Below are 14,959 nucleotides of genomic sequence, written 5' to 3' on the forward strand. Positions count from 1 at the left end.
ACTGCTCAGCTTTGTAGTGCTGCAACTTCTGCAGCGACCAGGCGTCTCAATTCAGCCTCACCAAACGGATCCAGAGATTTGCCATTGACGAAGAATGTCGGAGTTTGCCTTATACCGACCGCTTCGACATCAGCGCGATCCTGATTGAGAACACCAACTGTCTGGGGCGCAAGCATTTGTGCCTGCGCTGCCTCGGCATCCAGTCCCGCCGCTGCTGCAATTCGAATAATAAGACCAGGCTCAGGCGCACCATGCGCGGCCCATTTGGGCTGCTCTCGCAGCACGGCTTCCAGGACCGGTTCAAAGACCCCCTGCATGCGTGCCGCTTCAAGCACGCGGATCGCCTCCTCTGAGCCTTCGCCATGGAAAGGGGTGTACCGGATCACAACGCGCACGGCGTCTCCATGCTGTGCCATGATGTCCTTCACGACCGGATGAAAGGCGCGGCAGGCTTCACAAGCCGGATCGAAAAATTCGACGATTGTAACCGGTGCGTCCTTTGGGCCGAGAACAGGCGAGTAGGAACGGATAAGTGTTTCAGCGATTTCGGGTGCAACAGGCTCGGTGTTGCCTGAAGCAGCCGGACGGTTCACGTACCAGGAAGCGGCTCCGAATCCGGCACCACCGAATGCGAGAACGGACAAAATCAGGCCACGTCTGTTCATACTTGTTTCTCCTTGAGTGAAAGGGCGCACAGAACGCCGATTAGCGCGAATGAAACGAGCGCCATCAGCGGAATCGGGATGCCCAAAACAGTTTGATTTGCATCCGTGCAGGACGGACCGCTGGCCGAGCATGGTTGGATTTTTTCGGGGATTAGACCAGCATACAGGCCCATGTGCCACAAGGCGACAGCAGCGCCCCCCAATGCCAGTGCTATTCCGTAGCGGCCCACGTTCTGGTCCTGCCACCACAGGCCAAGCCCCAGTACGATCGCCAATGGGAACATGAACGCACGCTGGAACCAGCACAGCACACAGGGCGTCTGCCCCAGGATCTCTCCAATGAACAGAACAGAAAGAGACGCAACCAGAGCAATCGCCCAGGCCAGGCCAAGAAGTGTATCTTTAGAAAACCGGGACATGGTGCTCAGAGTCTCTGTTTCAGATCCGCAAGAATTTCTTCGGCAGGCGTGCCATATGACCAGGACTGGACGAATCCAGCGTCCTTGTTGAACAGAAACAGATGAGAGGTATGCCCCATCGTATAACCGTCCGGCGCAGTGGCTTGTTCGATCCGTTCGTAGAAAATTGGAAAGGTCTTGGACGTCTCCGCAATCTGCTCCGGCGTGCCTGTAAGCCCAATGATCCCCGCATCGAAAAGTGGCACGTACTCGGCCAGCACGGCCGGAGTGTCGCGCTCGGGGTCGATGGATATGAAGATAGGTTGCACTTGGGTTGATTGATTTCCCAGACCTTCCTGCACTGCTGCCACCTCGGACAGTGTTGTAGGGCAAACGTCCGGGCAGTTGGTGAAACCGAAAAACACCAACATCCACTTGCCTGCAAAGTCGTTCTGGGTACGGACAACACCAGAGTGATCTGTCGGTTCGAACCTGGCTTCGAACGGAACAGACCCCTCCTCAATCCGCGCAGGTCTATATTCTGACCACAGCATCAGATATGCAAATGCCGCCGTTGCGACACCAGCCAGTGCCCATAAGATTTTCTGAAATACGGTCAGTTTCAAAGCTAGCCGTCCGCCTGTGATTCTTGGTTCAGAACGGCATGTACACCCTCTACCTGCTAGAGGTTCAAAGGGGATTTTGAGCCTGCGGCTGGGTGTCACAGGTCCAACGTCTGGAAGGTGCTATTGTGCGGCGTCAACCCGAGCCTACATAAGCTGTAGCTTTGTAAGGAGACCCAGATGCTGACGATCGGAACGCTTGGAAAAAAGACCGGAACCAAGGTTCAGACGATCCGCTACTACGAGCAGATCGGACTTATGCCGGAACCGGGGCGCACCGAAGGTGGCCAGCGGCGTTATGGCCATACCGAACTGGATCGCCTGGCTTTTATCCGTCACGCCCGCCAACTGGGGTTTTCGCTTGAAGCGATACGCGAACTGCTTGATTTGTCCGACGATCCGGATCGCCCATGTCATGAAGCCGACAGTATTGCGCGCCGGCAACTCAAACAGATTGAGCAAAGAATGGCGCGGCTAGAAGCGTTGCGAACCGAGCTGGAGCGCATGGTGCATGAATGCAGTGGCGGCAACACCTCGGATTGTCGTGTACTCGAAGTTCTACGCGATCATTCCGAATGTCTTACTGATCACGAAGACATCGGCGCGTAACCCTGGGCAGCGTTGTTGCGAACTGGAAATAGCCTCTTGAAGCTACAGTCACTGTAGCAATTACAAGTCTTTCTGAGTTGATTCGACGAGAGACCAAATGCTGAACCGAGACCCGTTGTTAACCGCCACACCTCTGCTTGATTTTGAAACACCCGCAATTTTGGGACTCATAACGGAACGGCGCTGGCCCGATCTGCCTGTCTCGGATCGAATTGGCGCTATTTATGATTTCGTGCGTAACGAGATTGCCTTTGGTTACAACCGTGCTGACGATATCCCGGCTTCAGAGGTGCTCGCTAACGGCTTTGGGCAATGCAATACCAAGGGCACGCTTTTGATGGCACTGTTTCGCGGCAGCGGTATTCGATGCCGTTTGCATGGCTTTATGATCCACAAAGATTTGCAGAGGGGTGTGGTCCCCGAATTGATTTATCCGCTGGCGCCAGAAGAAATCTTGCATTCGTGGGTCGAAGTTGAAGTAGGCGATCGTTGGGTCAACCTCGAAGGATTTATTCTGGATCAGCCATACCTGGAGGCGTTGCAGCGTAACTTTGCAGAAACAGAAAGCCTGTGCGGTTACGGGGCGGGCACCGGTTGTTTGAGCGACCCTCAGGTCGAATGGGAAGGTCGTGACACGTACATTCAGAAAACCGGCATCGTGCAGGATTTTGGCGTTTTTGATACCCCGGATGCGTTCTATGCTGACCATGCGCAAAGTTTCGGGAGCATTCGTGGTTGGCTCTATCGCTTCATATTCCGTCACTGGATGAACGCGCGCGTACGTTCCCTGCGCAATGGGAAGCTGAAGGCTCGAATGGCCGCCACGCATACACACGGAAATGCATAGCGGGGATTCAACTGAAGCGCTTTTGCAAGGCCGTATTCAGTGCCTCTGACAATAAAACCAAAACGATGATTGCCAACGTCACGGTCGCAGCCTTTTCATACTGAAACGACCGTACGTAGGTTTGTACATACAACCCGATGCCACCGGCACCGACAATGCCCAGTATCAGGCTTTCGCGCAGATTTAGCTCAAACCGAAATACGGTATCGCGCACGATCACAGGCGCCATCTGCGGCCAGATTGCCCAACGCAACTGTTGAATTCTGTTGGCCCCTGCGCTTTCAAGCGCCGCCACAGGAGCGGTGGCAACATTGTCGATGGCTTCTGCATAGAACTTTGCCAACATGCCGGTCGCGTGAAATGTGATTGCCAGTATACCGGGAAGCGGGCCCAACCCAACAGCGCCCACCATTAGCATAGCGACCAGGATCAGTGGGATCGACCGGATAACCGCAAGCAAGGCACGGACGGGACGCCAGATCGCTGCTGGCACCATAGTTTCAGAGGCCAAAACGGCCAGTCCCGCCGACAGGATCACAGCGAACAATGTTCCCAGAATGGCGATCCTCAGTGTCTCCGCCAGCCCGGTCAGAACCTCGCGCCAAACGGACAGGTCAGGTGGGATCATGCGCCCCAAAAACTCTGCCAGACGGGGTCCCGCGCCTGGCAGCTTGCCCAATCCCATATCTCCGCTGGTCAGCGACCACAGGATCGCCAGCACCAGCATGACCCAAATGACGGATCGACCCATCAACTGACTACACGCAGCCCCGATGTGACACCGGCACCGTGATACAGTTCATCGATGTCCCCGCTGGTCAACTGAGCCGACGGTTTGTCGAACAATACCACGCCATCTCGCAGGCCTATGATGCGCTCAGCAAAGCGGCGTGACAGGTCGGGCTGATGCGAGCTGAAAATGACGCCGATTTCGCGGCTACGTGCAGAGCTGGTGATCAGGCTCAGAATGCGTTCGGCGTGAGCAGGGTCCAAATTGCTGACGGGCTCATCCGCAAGGATCAACTCGGGTTCTTGTGCCAGACATCTGGCAATCGCAACGCGCTGCCGTTGTCCACCCGACAACTGATCGGCACGGCGGCTTGCCAGATCGGACAGCCCCGTATCCTGAAGCGCTCGTGTCACACACATATGGTCCTCTTCCCGAAACCGACCCCAAAGTGAGGACCAGATAGTCATCCGGCCCATCCGACCGTTCATCACATTCTGATAAACACTCTGCCGATCAACCAATGCGAATTCCTGGAAGACAAAGCCAGTATTGGCACGGTCCTCGCGGGATGGAATTACTGTTGCCAAAAGTGACTTGCCCAGCACCTGGGCCTCGCCCTGCCAACCGCTCGAACGACCATCCAACAACGCCAGCAACGTTGATTTGCCCGCACCCGAAGGACCGAGTAGCGCGACGCTTTCACCAGGCTGCACCGACAGCGAAACATCTGAAAGAGCTGCCGCACTGGCAAAGTGCTGCGATACCGCGTTGAGTGAAACTATAGGGTTCATTTCAGAAACCCATACCGCCGCGCAGTCTCGCGCACGCCTTCGTAAACCGACGGGTCAGCAGGAAGATAGCCGTCTGGGCCATAGAGGTAGGCCAACAGATGACGGTTCTCACTCTCGTTGAGGCGCAGCATGGTTTCAATGAACTTTGCCTGCAGCCCGGCGTCCAGATCAGGGCGGGCAATGATTGCGTGGCTGGGAATTTGTTCTGATTCCGCCAGCACCTTGACCTCGGCCTGCTGATCCGGGGTCAGATAGAGATCTGCATACTGGCTCGCGCCTGCCGCATCGACCAGTCCGTTGGCCATGGCCTGCATCGCTTGCTGATATCCGCCAGCAAAGAATTTCTGCCCGAAAAAGCTGTCGGCATCGCCCGTGCCCGAGAACAGCCCGGCGCGCACAAACAGATCAAGCGGATAGATGTAACCGGATTCCGAGACCGGATCGGAAAAGGCAATGTCACGTCCCCGGAGATCGGCCAACGTTTCGATTCCGCTGTCACGCCGAACGAAGACCCGGCCCGAATAGCTGGGTTGCCCGCGATATACCTCGGACAAAAGCGGTACGGCGCCGATCTGGTCTTCGGCCAACACAAAGGGCAACGCTCCCATGAACGAGATATCGGCATCACCGTTGCGCAGCGCCTCAACGGCAGCAGCGTGGTCGAACGTGACAAACCCCGTGACCGGGACGCCCATCTGCTCTGAAAGCCAGCCGGTGATGACGTTGATGTCACCCAATAGCTTTTCGGGGTTCTCCTGCGGGATGAAGGCCAGCTTCAGCCCCTGATCAGTTGCAGCCATTACGGGCAGGGCTGCAGATGCGGCTGCAGCGACCAGAAAATTGCGGCGCGACAACATCAGAACATCCTCTCGTCAATTTCGGCCTGCATGGACTTGAACAGTTCCCACTGGCGGATGGCTTCGGTCCAGTTTCCTTCGGCGCTGGCATCGCCAACCGCTCGCAGGATCGCGGCGAATTCGTAGATTTCGGGCTTGGCGTTCTGATTGACCATGACACTGGCATCCGCGGCCAGATCAGGAGCTACCGTGTCGATCAGAACCGCTATGTTTTCGGCATCCTGCATCGGCAGCAGGGTATCGAGCGTGCTGGCGAATGTCGTCAGCTCCTCCCAGGACAAGCGGAATACGCTGTTGCGACCTTCGAATACTTGATAGGGGTCTTCGCCGTCTCCAACAGCTTCGACGTAGGCCGTCAGATCTGCGCGCTGTGCTTCGTCCAAACCCAAATTTTTGGTATCATTGAACCAGTCAACAACGCTGGCCAGCGTCGGCAGCGATCCGTCATGCATGTAAGGTGCAGTGAAATTGACGTTGCGCAGCGTCGGGGTTTCGAACGCAGAAGCCGTGCCGCCGGGGAATGGTGGTTCAGCGCTGCCGATATCGTAGGTCAGACCATCGCGGAACTGACGGTCAGGCCTGTGACACGAAGCGCAGGATTTGTCACCAAGTCCGGCAAACTTTGAGTTGAACAGCACCTCCCCGCGCTTGGCGGCGTCTGACGCCAGATCGGTCAGCTTGCCGGACCGATCGATCTTAGGGTTGGGAAGAAAGTCGAACTGTTTGACATAGGCTTCCAGCGCATCCAGTTGAAACGGCGTTGGCTCCTTTCCCGCGAATTCGGTCACAATCACATTTCGGATGAACCGGCGCAGGCTGGGTTCGCGCCCGTCGCGGCCATAAGGTGCGGTAAAGCGGATGCCACGCATGGAAGGCGTGTCCAAGTGATCATCGGTCCGGTCATTGAACATTGGATTGAAGAACGATCCGTCCACATCCATCCCACCCGGATGGGATGAAAGGCCCGGAATGAAGAAATCCCGGTTCACGTCGGAGCGGTTGTGGCAGGTCGAGCAGGCGATGCCTAACTCGCGCGCCGGGCCGCCGAAGATTTCAGGGCTATCGAACAGCATATCGCCATAGGCCACCAGCGGTAGATTGGCTTCATCCTCACCCGCCTCTTCAAACTGAAGAACCAGCCGCGGCAGCTGCGCCTGATCTCCGATGTTCGACCCTGGCGGCAGCGTGGCGGGCATTGTGATTTGTTCGCCGGAAAGCACAACTGTTTCAGGCAGCGGTGTTAACTTGTCGCGTTGGGCATACTCGGATGGCAGATAGTTGGCACGAATATAGGCAGCGACAATGGCCTGAGCCTCCGCAAATTGGTCGACATCCACCGTTTGTGCACCATTGCCCAGTACTCCTGCGCTGCCAAGGGTGGAGTTCAGAACCAGCCATGCCCGGCCCAGATCGCGAGCCGCCGACGCATCCGCAGCCTTGATACCATCTTCGAATGCGCGGAACAGAGCTGCCGCTTGTGCAACCTCGCGTGCCGCTTCAGGCTGACCCAACGCGGTCTTTGCGACATCCAGATGGCGCAGGATTCCTTCAGCAATGGCAATTGTGCTTGCTTCGAACAGCGCCTGGAGATCTTCGGCTTGCATAGCTTGGTTGATCGCAAGCGCCTCGTTGTCGGAAACGCGTGACAATGGAGCGACCTGAATGCCACTGCCAGGTGCGGGCGAGGTCCAACTCCTCTCAATTTCATCCCAGGGAACCGGGGTTAGATTTCCCATGAACAAGGTCAGTCGATACGCGGCAGCGCGCGGAGCCCAAGGAGATTCTTCAATCGCCGTGGCATCCGCGATCACTGGCAATGCACAAAGAAGTGTGGACGCTATCAGATATTTCATAGCACTGTCTATTAAAGTTAGCCTTGTCTAATTTATTGATGAAGGCATGCTCATTGTCAAGTTCGGCTTTCAGGTGCATACACTAGTGACTGGATTAACGACCTAATCGTGAGCCGATGACTGAAACGACACCGCAAGATTCAGATCGTAGTATTGATACCCAGGCGAGCGGGTTTGAGGCTGTACGACAGGCGCACCAAAGCGAAATGGTTGAGGACTACGTTGAACTTATTGCGGAGTTGATCCATCAGAATGGCACGGCGCGCCCGGTCGAAATAGCCGAGCGGTTGGGCGTAACCCAACCTACGGTTTCGAAGAATTTGGCCCGTTTGAAACGAGAAGGTTTCATAGAACAAATTCCCTACCGCTCACTTCAACTGACCGATGCCGGGCGTCAATTGGCGGAAGCCTGTAGAAGGCGTCACCGAATTGTCGTGGATTTCCTGATCGCCTTGGGTGTTTCAAAGGAAGTCGCAGAGCATGATGCTGAAGGTATTGAGCATCATGTAAGCGAAGAGACACTTGCAGTTTTTAAAGGGTTCGTTGGGCGGACTGAGGAAACAAAGTAGAAACTAAAAACCTAAGTTGTGCTGGCGAATTCTGACACTCTTAGTTTTAGAAAGACTAAGACCACTTAAACCTTTGTTGGGCCGTTACACTAGCCCCGCACGAACACTTGTCGCATCTGAAAAGCGAAAAATGAGCGGATTTAGTGATTGAATCTTTTCCCAAGCGGCCAAGGTAAAAATCGGTCTAGCTCATTTTTTTTCATTGGGGATCGAAACCTTTAGCCGCAGTGGCCTTACTACAGCAGCTATCCCCCAACTGAATTGGCGGACACGGTACAGTTGCGTAGGAACAAAAGACACAGCAATCGCCCTCCAACGGTTTCAAAACTGCCTCGCATGATTTGCATTCATAAAACCACTGGCACGAGTCAGTTGGCATTTTCTCGGTTTCAACGTGCCCACACCGAGGGCAGGTCAAAGTACTATTCAGCACCACAGTTTGTTTTGTCATTCTCTCACATCTGCATGATTAAATAATCGTTGATTTGAGCCTCATTGAACACGATGACCCATGCCAACGCGGTAGTCGCCGTGCTTCCGACAAGCCACCATTTCAGATTTGCTGACGTCCCGTTTCGATGCGCTACGAACCACGAAACTGCAACCAGCACTGTTGCGATGGCGAGAACATAGTAGCTTGCAGCCGCTATTTTTCCGAATATCGCCAACCAACTGCCACCCAAGCCGAGCAACATCATGGCCATTGGAAGAACACAGCATGTCGCGACCCCCAGAGCGGAAACCGATCCCAGGTAGCTGAGGGTCACATATTTTTTTATCTTTCGCTCCCTGGGTAGGCGATTTGATTGAGTTGAGGCGCCGGCATTCAGTACGTATAACTCCTGTAATAACTACAGGATCAAGTGGAGGCTCTTCACATGATTGCGATAGGTGAGGCTTCCCGGCAATCCGGGGTCGGCATAGAAACCATCCGCTACTATGAACGCGAAGGTATCGTAACAAGACCCGCACGAGCTCCGAATAATCGTCGCCTCTATTCAGCGAGCGATGTTGGAAGACTTCGATTTTTGAAGAAATGCCGCGACCTGGGGTTTCCTCTCTCAGACGCAAAGGCGCTTTTGGAGCTGTCAGAAGGAAGTGTCGAAGACTGCCGGTCAGTGAAAGAGCTGGCCGAGGCACACATTGCCAGCGTTCGAAGCAAAATTGATGAGCTCAGACGCCTGGAGCAAGCTTTGAGTGAGCTTACAGCCAATTGTGATAGCGGAAACGTTCAATGCCCGATGCTGCAAAGACTGAGAACGATGGATGATATCTGACTCTGGCCACTATGTGGAAGCTCAGGATCTGAGATTTAGCCTGATCACGTCAGACCAAGGTCTGTGGTGCGATAACAGATTGTAGTTCATAGTCGATTTCACGATGAGAGCGAAAGTAACTGACCTGACGATTGGCAATTGGTCGTTGTCGCGAGTCTTTCTTGCGGCCTGCATTTTAGTGATGGGTATTGCTACCGCAATCGTCGGGGTTTGGGTGTCAAATCGAATCCAGAACGCAGTCGTACAAAACTCCGCCAACTCTGCCGCGCTATATATGGAAAGCGTAGTATCCCCGCTCAGTCAGGAATTGGCACATGGCGACCGCCTTTCAGACCAGGCAAGCCTGGCGTTGGACGAGATTTTCATGACCCAGCCAATGCGTGACCGTATCGTTTCCTACAAATTCTGGAAGCAAGGCGGTGTGATTGCGCATGCCTCGGATACAGACATCATTGGAAACCGTTTCAATCCAACGGATGATCTAAGGCGGGCGTGGAACGGTGACATCTCCGGCTCTTTCGAAGAGCTTGATCATGCCGAGAGCGCCGCCGAGGCGGCATTGGGGATACCACTGCTTGAAGTTTACAGCCCCATCCGCGAACTCTGGTCCGGCGAAATCATCGCAGTTGCGGAGTTCTACGAAAGAGCTGATCAGCTTGAGTTAGACTTGGCCAAGGCCAAGCGAACAAGTTGGTTGGTCGTCGGTTCTGCATTTCTGGCAAGTACTATCGTTCTGTATTCCATCGTCGCAATTGGTGACAAAACAATTCGACGACAGGGGGCTCTTCTTAATCAGCGTCTGACAGAAAGTGAGAGGATGGCCGAGCAGAATGCCCGGCTGCGTTTGCGTGTGGTCGAGGCGTCAGAAAGATATGCCACGCAAACAGATCGGTTCCTCAAAAAACTCGGTGCCGAGCTACATGATGGTCCTGCGCAATACTTGTCGCTCGCCGCCCTTAGACTGGAGGCGGCGTTTTCCAAAGAGTCCGAAAGGCCTAAAGAGGCAGTGGAAATTCAGCAGTCTTTGCAAAAATCGCTGGCTGAAATTCGTGCAATTTCGCGAGGGCTGTCCGCGCCAGATATCGATAGCCTGTCACTCGTCGATGTTGTGAAGAGAGCCGTAGAGGATCACGCCGAACACAGCCCGTTGCGACCGGATATTTCATTCCTGGGCAGCCAGGCCCCGGAGTTGTCATTGTCCGACAAACTGTGCGTTTTTCGGTTCCTCCAGGAAACGCTTTCCAATGCGGCGAGATATGCTCCAGCTTCCAAGTGCACTGTTATCGCTGAGGCGCAGAACGACCGCATAGTTGTAAAGATCACAGACGACGGACCAGGATTTGACAGGTCAGAAGAAACCGCGTTGCGAGACGATGGTGGCCAGGGGCTTATGGGCTTGCGAGATCGGGTCGAGAGTATTGGTGGCAGGTTCGACGTCGCATCGAGACCGGGCGAAGGCACCACCATAGCTATGACACTATTTCCCAGAAAGTTAGGCACATCATGACTACATCTGTCGTAATAGCCGATGATCACCCGATATTCAGGGATGGTTTGCAACGCACGTTGGATGAAGCAGATGGCTTCGAAGTTTTAGCCGCTGGGTCCAGTGCTGAAGAGGCAGTATCGCTGGTCGGCACGCATCAGCCGGACATAGCTATTCTTGACCTCTCGATGCCCGGTGGCGGGATAAGCGCGACACGTAAAATCGCGGCAATGGCAAATCCACCCGTCATTGCAATCTTGACGGTCTCAGAGAACAGCGGCGATGTCGCGGACGCCTTGGAGGCGGGTGCGATTGGGTACATTGTGAAGGGAGTAACCGCGAGCGAACTAACCGCTTCTTTACGCAGCATCGCCGCAGGTGAAGGGTTCGTTTCTCCGGGCTTGGCCTCGCGGGTACTTCTTCAAATCAACGCTGACACCGGCATGTCTGTTAACAGCAGCATTCTAGATGACCTTACACATCGTGAGGAAGAAATACTGAGACGTGTGGCCAAAGGACTGAGTAATCGTGAAATCGCTGACGAGTTAGACCTCCAGGAAAAGACCGTGAAGCACTACATGACCGCAGTTCTGTCCAAGCTTCATGCGCGAAATCGGGTAGAGGCCGCGCTCATTGCACATGATGTTTGGAACAAGGGAGAATAGCTGCGGTCTCTTTGACGACGATGGCGACCTCTCACTAAGAGAAGCCGCCAACGATTATCGACTGAAGTTGCTGTTCAGTTAGCAACCGACTGTAACCTCCGGCGATCAGAGGCCGTTGCGTTTCTTTCAACAACAGTCCGGTTGTAAGGGTCTTTCAACTCGTAACGCCCAAACTCGATCTCCTCTTTCCAACCATTGGCATAATTTACTTCGATATTGTTGCCTTGGCGTTCGATTTTCGTGGGTCGACTTCCAGCAGTGCCGCCTTGCCCAGATGAGCGTACATTGTCGATTGAGATACCATTCGCCAAGGACCGAAGCCTTGAAACGTCAGCACCGGTCGCGGCGCGCTCCTCAACAGTCCGGTTCTGAGCATTCTTTCTCTCATACCGCCCGTTTTCGATCTCTTCCTTGGTTCCGTCGGCGTAACGCACTTCAATGCCGTTGGCGTTCGTTTCGACCTTTGTTATCCCAGCCGAACCCGACGATTTACCCCCTGATTGAGACCGATCCTTCTTTCCGCTGCCCTTATTGGAGCGTTTGGAGTCATCATCGTCATTATCGTCATCATCATCGTCGTCGCGAGCACTTTTTCCTGATCCCGAATTGTCGTCCCGGTCATCATCTCTGTCGTCGTCTCGATCATCGTCTCTATCGTCATCACGATCATCATCTCGGTCGCCACCACGGCCGCTATTACCCGACCCCGAATTATCATCCCGATCGTCGTCGCGATCATCATCCCTGTCATCGTCACGATCATCATCCCTGTCATCGTCACGATCATCCCCGTCTTTCCCTTTGCCGCTTTTGGCAAAGGCATATGACGGTTCAAAAAGTAGGCGACCATCCTTATAAAAGGTTGGCACATAAGGCGTCGCGGCAATCAACGAAGCCAACGCCGCGGCACCTAGAAGTTGACCCAGCTTTCTTTGAATTTTCATTTTCGCCTCCAATTTTGATCGTCACGCTTCATGACATTGGAGACAGGCTACTACCGGCCCGACTTTCCCACATCGGGCTTAGGTCTGACGAATTTCAAGCCGAACGTCTTAATCAGATCAGTCAAACCAATAGATTCTTTGCAGATCCAAATGAGCAGTTCAGTGGGGATTAACCCCGTCGCCTTTCAACTCGTCATCAGGTTCGAGGTGAATGACAAAGACGGAACCCGGGTACAGACACTCTAGTTCTTCCTCTATGTCGTTACATATATCGTGCGCTGCGCTGACTGGCATTGTGCCGTCCACAACAAGGTGAAACTCTACAAAGATAACATTCGCGGATCTGCGCCCTTTTAGGTCATGATACTCTAAGGCTGCGCCGAGGTTTGCTTCGATTGCATTAGAAACAGTCTGCAAGTCATGTTCCGACAGGCTCACATCCATCAGGCCATCGACGGATGCCCGAATAACTTTCCAACCCTCCCACAAGATGTTCAGCGCAACAAGAATTGCCAGGATCGGGTCAAGGATCAACCAGCCGGTGACAAGCGCTAGTATCAGTCCTGCGACGACACCAACGGAAGTCATAACATCCGTAAAAATGTGGCGGGAGCTCGCTTCCAAGGCAGGCGATCCCTCGCGCCTACCTGTCCTAAGCAAGAGGTAGGCCCATGCACCGTTCACACCCGTTGCAACGATATTGACGGCAATTCCAAGCAGCGGCGCATCCTCAAGATGCGGGTTCGGGAGCACCAGTACAGCTTCTCTGATGATCAAGAACGCCGCCAACACAATCAGCGCGCCCTCAACCACGGCTGAAAGATACTCCGCTTTTTTATGACCAAAGGGGTGGTTTTGGTCAGGAGGCTTATTGGCAACCCGAACTGCGAAATAAGCCAACAAAGCCGCGACAACATTCACGGTTGATTCCATTGCGTCTGACAACAAAGCCACCGAACCTGTCAGCCACCAAGCCAACAGTTTCAGGGCCAGTACCGCAATGGATATCGGGATAGACCAAAGAGCGATTTTTTGTGTCATTTGGCCGCGACCCTCAGTCAATTATGAACAGAAACTCGGGTGATTGGTGAGCTCCGATGTTCAAAACGTAAAACAGGTGTTTGGCGAAAAGGGAATAGGTCTTACGGCATCCTATTGGCGACAGCATCTGGTCGCCGCTGCGTGGCGCCAAACGACTGTTATTCGGATGAAAGCCCGGTCGACGAAACAGGAACAGCCTTGAGATAGGCGGCAATCGCCAAACGGTCCTCATCCGTCAGCCGTGAGGTGTTCTCGATGACGTCCACCATCTCACCACCCGCACTGTCATAGTCTGGTGTAAAGCCAGATTTTAGGTATTCGGCAATGTCTGCCTCTGACCAATCAAGCTGGTCTGAGGTTAAGCCGGGGATACGACCTTTCCCGTTTGGATTTGGTGCACCCGTCAGCCAAAGGTCTCGTTTCAGGCCCCCTAAACCATTTCGCGGGGTATGGCATTCAGCGCAATGACCCAGCGCCTCGACCAAATACCTGCCATGTTTTTGTTGGTCGGTCAGATCACCTTCAACCACCCAGCCTGATGACATGAACAAGAGCTTCCATCCCCCCAATCCGCGCCGAACGCTGAAAGGAAAACCTACGTCATGCGCAACACTTTCCGTTGCGGCCGCTGGCAGCGTGCCGAGGAATGCGTGTAGCGAAACCACGTCTTCGGCCGACATGTTGGCGTAAGAGGTATAGGGAAACGCTGGGAAATAGTGCTGCCCTTCGGGTCCGGTCCCATGGATCAAGGCATTGGCCAGATCCAGGGCAGACCAGGATCCGATACCAGTTTCCGGGTCACTGGAAATGTTGGGGGCAATGAACGTGCCGAATTCCGTCTCAAACCGGCGACCACCAGCGAGCATGAGCTTGTCTTCACCGACCGCATCCGGCGCTGAATGACAGGATGCGCATCCTGCCGCGTGGAACACGATTTCACCTCTGGCAAGATCTGGGTTCGAACCGTCGAGTCGTGATTGCTCCATTCGTTGAGGTCGGGTCAGGACCAAACCGGCCAACCCGACCAACACAATGACGATTGCGACAAAGAAAAGAAAGCGCCGCACCGTCAGTGCCCAATCAGTTCTTTGGAGCTCTGTATGCTTTGTGACATGCCGAACAGCTTCCGCCCAGATCGCCCATCGCTGCTTTTAGGGCATCAACATCTTGACCTGCCGCAGCCTGCATCGCAACAGCGGCGTCTGCCATGGCCTGCCCTTTCGCACCAACGTCAGGGAAGTTCTCCCAGATCGCAGGCAATGCACGGGTGGTCGGATCGGACACATTGTCAGATCCCTGGGGCCACATCGCGGATTGGTCGATTTGTGTCAGTACAACAAGATTATTCGCGGCCCGAGTTGCGGCCTCGGCATCATAATCGACCTCTCCCTTAGCCATTCCGCCAAGTGTACCAAGATTGAAGGCATAGAGTTGCATGATTGAGGTACGAGCTTTCACAGCCGGGTTTTCACTTTCATGGGCGATTGCTGTGCCAATTGCGGCCAATGACAAAAGACCTGCCGCGAATACTGAGAACTTCTTCTTCATGATGTGTCTCCCTGTTTAATGCTCCGAATGTTAACTTGAACGATTTTTCTTGTAAT

19 protein-coding genes are annotated in these 14,959 nt (G+C 54.2%); 6 read left to right on the forward strand and 13 right to left on the reverse strand.

The annotated features are described in order from the left end of the window. Positions 1-5: 5 nt before the first annotated feature. Genes ACR0JG_RS03625 through ACR0JG_RS03635 form a run of 3 tightly spaced genes read right to left on the reverse strand, consistent with a single transcriptional unit; the run spans position 6 to position 1,653 of the window. Entirely contained in the window at positions 6-665 is a 660-nt protein-coding gene (locus ACR0JG_RS03625; RefSeq protein WP_170516106.1) for a thioredoxin domain-containing protein, read from the reverse strand. Next, a complete protein-coding gene (locus ACR0JG_RS03630) occupies positions 662-1,084 on the reverse strand; it encodes a disulfide bond formation protein B (RefSeq protein WP_170663591.1) in 423 nt (140 codons plus the stop codon). The genes ACR0JG_RS03625 and ACR0JG_RS03630 overlap by 4 nt, the downstream gene beginning before the upstream one ends. Before the next feature lie 5 nt (positions 1,085-1,089). Further along, entirely contained in the window at positions 1,090-1,653 is a 564-nt protein-coding gene (locus ACR0JG_RS03635) for an SCO family protein (protein ID WP_480569012.1), read from the reverse strand. Between the two features lie 213 nt (positions 1,654-1,866). On the opposite strand from ACR0JG_RS03635, the gene ACR0JG_RS03640 reads away from it, so the two are divergent. Both ACR0JG_RS03640 and ACR0JG_RS03645 read left to right on the forward strand, forming a co-directional pair. After that, positions 1,867-2,295 (forward strand): MerR family transcriptional regulator, encoded by a 429-nt coding sequence (locus ACR0JG_RS03640; protein ID WP_170392752.1) that lies wholly within the window; start codon positions 1,867-1,869, stop codon positions 2,293-2,295. A 97-nt stretch (positions 2,296-2,392) separates the two neighbouring features. Then, a complete protein-coding gene (locus ACR0JG_RS03645) occupies positions 2,393-3,142 on the forward strand; it encodes a transglutaminase-like domain-containing protein (RefSeq protein ID WP_480567556.1) in 750 nt (249 codons plus the stop codon). Positions 3,143-3,149: 7 nt separating this feature from the next. On the opposite strand, the gene phnE is transcribed toward ACR0JG_RS03645, so the two are convergent. Genes phnE through ACR0JG_RS03665 form a run of 4 tightly spaced genes read right to left on the reverse strand, consistent with a single transcriptional unit; the run spans position 3,150 to position 7,373 of the window. Then, entirely contained in the window at positions 3,150-3,893 is a 744-nt protein-coding gene (phnE, locus tag ACR0JG_RS03650) for a phosphonate ABC transporter, permease protein PhnE (RefSeq protein ID WP_223116998.1), read from the reverse strand. Then, the gene (locus ACR0JG_RS03655; RefSeq protein WP_480567558.1) at positions 3,893-4,663 is read right to left on the reverse strand and encodes a phosphonate ABC transporter ATP-binding protein; all 771 of its coding nucleotides are present in this window, start codon (positions 4,661-4,663) and stop codon (positions 3,893-3,895) included. Before ACR0JG_RS03655 ends, phnE begins: the two co-directional genes overlap by 1 nt. Next, positions 4,660-5,520, reverse strand: a complete 861-nt coding sequence (locus ACR0JG_RS03660; protein ID WP_480567559.1) for a phosphate/phosphite/phosphonate ABC transporter substrate-binding protein — start codon at positions 5,518-5,520, stop codon at positions 4,660-4,662. The genes ACR0JG_RS03655 and ACR0JG_RS03660 overlap by 4 nt, the downstream gene beginning before the upstream one ends. After that, positions 5,520-7,373 (reverse strand): cytochrome c peroxidase, encoded by a 1,854-nt coding sequence (locus ACR0JG_RS03665; RefSeq protein WP_480567560.1) that lies wholly within the window; start codon positions 7,371-7,373, stop codon positions 5,520-5,522. Before ACR0JG_RS03665 ends, ACR0JG_RS03660 begins: the two co-directional genes overlap by 1 nt. Before the next feature lie 116 nt (positions 7,374-7,489). Here ACR0JG_RS03665 and mntR point away from each other — a divergent pair, with 116 nt between their 5' ends. Next, the gene (gene mntR, locus ACR0JG_RS03670) at positions 7,490-7,942 is read left to right on the forward strand and encodes a manganese-binding transcriptional regulator MntR (RefSeq protein ID WP_170565619.1); all 453 of its coding nucleotides are present in this window, start codon (positions 7,490-7,492) and stop codon (positions 7,940-7,942) included. 199 nt (positions 7,943-8,141) lie between these two features. Here mntR and ACR0JG_RS03675 read toward each other — a convergent pair whose 3' ends face one another. After that, positions 8,142-8,393, reverse strand: a complete 252-nt coding sequence (locus tag ACR0JG_RS03675) for a GDCCVxC domain-containing (seleno)protein (protein WP_480567561.1) — start codon at positions 8,391-8,393, stop codon at positions 8,142-8,144. A gap of 4 nt (positions 8,394-8,397) precedes the next feature. Then, the gene (locus tag ACR0JG_RS03680; protein WP_480567562.1) at positions 8,398-8,646 is read right to left on the reverse strand and encodes a hypothetical protein; all 249 of its coding nucleotides are present in this window, start codon (positions 8,644-8,646) and stop codon (positions 8,398-8,400) included. A gap of 174 nt (positions 8,647-8,820) precedes the next feature. On the opposite strand from ACR0JG_RS03680, the gene ACR0JG_RS03685 reads away from it, so the two are divergent. The 3 genes from ACR0JG_RS03685 to ACR0JG_RS03695 all read left to right on the forward strand — a co-directional run bounded on the left by ACR0JG_RS03685 (position 8,821) and on the right by ACR0JG_RS03695 (position 11,370). After that, positions 8,821-9,219, forward strand: a complete 399-nt coding sequence (locus ACR0JG_RS03685; RefSeq protein WP_480567564.1) for a MerR family transcriptional regulator — start codon at positions 8,821-8,823, stop codon at positions 9,217-9,219. A gap of 181 nt (positions 9,220-9,400) precedes the next feature. Further along, positions 9,401-10,726: a sensor histidine kinase gene (locus tag ACR0JG_RS03690; protein WP_480567566.1), complete on the forward strand. Its 1,326-nt coding sequence runs from the start codon at positions 9,401-9,403 to the stop codon at positions 10,724-10,726. Beyond that, a complete protein-coding gene (locus ACR0JG_RS03695; protein WP_170392761.1) occupies positions 10,723-11,370 on the forward strand; it encodes a response regulator in 648 nt (215 codons plus the stop codon). The genes ACR0JG_RS03690 and ACR0JG_RS03695 overlap by 4 nt, the downstream gene beginning before the upstream one ends. Positions 11,371-11,444: 74 nt before the next feature. Here the strand turns inward: ACR0JG_RS03695 and ACR0JG_RS03700 are convergent, their stop codons facing one another. The 4 genes from ACR0JG_RS03700 to ACR0JG_RS03715 all read right to left on the reverse strand — a co-directional run bounded on the left by ACR0JG_RS03700 (position 11,445) and on the right by ACR0JG_RS03715 (position 14,903). Next, positions 11,445-12,314 carry a hypothetical protein gene (locus tag ACR0JG_RS03700; protein WP_480567567.1) on the reverse strand — a complete coding sequence of 290 codons (870 nt, stop codon included), beginning with the start codon at positions 12,312-12,314 and terminating at the stop codon, positions 11,445-11,447. A 159-nt stretch (positions 12,315-12,473) separates the two neighbouring features. Next, positions 12,474-13,355, reverse strand: a complete 882-nt coding sequence (locus ACR0JG_RS03705) for a cation diffusion facilitator family transporter (RefSeq protein WP_170565368.1) — start codon at positions 13,353-13,355, stop codon at positions 12,474-12,476. A 158-nt stretch (positions 13,356-13,513) separates the two neighbouring features. After that, positions 13,514-14,422 (reverse strand): c-type cytochrome, encoded by a 909-nt coding sequence (locus ACR0JG_RS03710; RefSeq protein WP_480567568.1) that lies wholly within the window; start codon positions 14,420-14,422, stop codon positions 13,514-13,516. A 13-nt stretch (positions 14,423-14,435) separates the two neighbouring features. After that, positions 14,436-14,903, reverse strand: a complete 468-nt coding sequence (locus tag ACR0JG_RS03715) for a cytochrome c (RefSeq protein WP_170610631.1) — start codon at positions 14,901-14,903, stop codon at positions 14,436-14,438. Between the last annotated feature and the right edge of the window lie 56 nt (positions 14,904-14,959).

The organism is Ruegeria sp. AD5 (assembly GCF_056542345.1).